Here is a 1441-nt window from a genome sequence, read left to right as displayed (position 1 = left end):
CCGCTACTTCATGGCGGTGATGTAGGGCCGCAGGCCGTGGGTGATGTCCACGCACGCCCCCAGCAGGACGTCACGCTCGACCGGGTCGAGCGGGTGCTTCAACCACAGCCGGGTGCCCAGGATCGGGACCGGCAACGCCTGCCCGGCCCGGTCCCACCAGAAGGTCTCGTCATAAAGGTCGCTGACGATGCGGCGCACGGTCCAGCCGCCGACCGTGCGCACCACGTCGAGCCGGGCGGCCTCGACCCCCATCCGGTCGAGCACGACCATGCGGAACAGTTCCGGGGTGCGCGGTTCCTCCGGATCCGGCACGAAGTGGAAAAGCGTTCCCGCCGTGGACCCTACGGCGGTGGAGGTGTCGGCGCGCTGAATGGTGCCGAGAGAGGTCCCGTCGCCGCGGCTCAGCACCGTCGGCGCGGCATCGCGCGATTCCACCCACACCACGGAGCCGTCGGCGTAGGTGAGGCGGTGCTTGCCCGCGCCACCGTTCTTGAATCCGAACAGGATGGCGGTCTTGGCCCCGAACCCGTTCCCGGCCCCCTGTACTCCGACGGCGAGCGGATCACCGGGCCCGGCGTTGAACGTGATCTTCAAGGCGTTGCTCGCCTTGTGAACGACCCGGCCCTCGATCATCGTCGAGCCGTCCTGCGGCGCTGACATCGTTCGATGGTAGGCCCCGGCGCAGCTGGTCCGAGGGGGTTTCGGCATGCCACGCCGGACGCGCCACGCCGCTCAGCCGTTCGGGAATCCCACCTTGGCCAGGGCCGTGGTCCAGTCGGTGGCGATGGCCACCTGCGCGTCGACGAGCGCGACCTTGCCACCGCAGACCAGGCTGTGCAGCTTGTTCTCGACGCCGTCCTTGGGATTGTTGGGTCCGGCGCCCGCCTGATGGCCGGGTGACGGCGGTTCGACCCAGATATTGCGGGGATCGTTGGGGTCGCCACCGAGTTCCAGCGAGATGAGGTGGTCGTACTCGGCGTCGTGGGCGTCGCCGGTGTAGTCGTAGGACTTGATGTTGGCGGCCTTCTCGGTATTGGTGACCGAGCTGTTCGGCCGAATCGTGGCCGTGTAACCGGACTTACAGATGGTCTCGGCCAGGTTCGCCGCTGTCACTTTGGGATTGGTGGCGCCCGGCGTGCAGTTGGGGTCCGGCAACGGCTCACCGGTGGAGGTCTTGCGGTAGTGGCAGCTGCCGGGCGCGGGCTGGGCCGCCGCGGTGTAGCTGGACTGCGGACCGGGACCGACCGGGATGGTGCCTTCCTTCTCCTTGGCCGCGGGCTGCGGAACCGCCTGTGCGGGAGCGTTGGCGGGCTTGGCCGCCTCCTTGGAGCATCCCGCGATCAAACCCACGACCAGCAGGGCTATCGCAAGCCCTTTGTGCGCCTTCATAACTTCCCCTGCTCGAGCCGGACAGCAGCCTAATTGTGCGTTACCCCTTGGC

The 1441-nt window shown here is 68.1% G+C and carries 2 protein-coding genes; both read right to left on the bottom strand.

Annotated features, from left to right (window positions below; translation table 11 throughout):
- Nucleotides 1-3 precede the first annotated feature (3 nt).
- Nucleotides 4-660: a hypothetical protein gene (locus ACWELQ_RS45650; protein WP_452403183.1), complete on the bottom strand. Its 657-nt coding sequence runs from the start codon at nt 658-660 to the stop codon at nt 4-6.
- 72 nt (nt 661-732) lie between these two features.
- The gene (locus tag ACWELQ_RS45645; RefSeq protein ID WP_452403182.1) at nt 733-1389 is read right to left on the bottom strand and encodes a hypothetical protein; all 657 of its coding nucleotides are present in this window, start codon (nt 1387-1389) and stop codon (nt 733-735) included.
- Nucleotides 1390-1441 lie beyond the last annotated feature (52 nt).

It is taken from the genome of Nocardia sp. NPDC004722 (assembly GCF_053601505.1).
This window is presented reverse-complemented; position numbering and strand designations above follow the sequence as displayed.

Bases quoted from the DNA above. Each gene is read 5' to 3' on its own strand.
- ACWELQ_RS45650 (WP_452403183.1), bottom strand. From the start codon at position 660: ATGTCAGCGCCGCAGGACGGCTCGACGATGATCGAGGGCCGGGTCGTT.
- ACWELQ_RS45645 (WP_452403182.1), bottom strand. From the start codon at position 1,389: ATGAAGGCGCACAAAGGGCTTGCGATAGCCCTGCTGGTCGTGGGTTTG.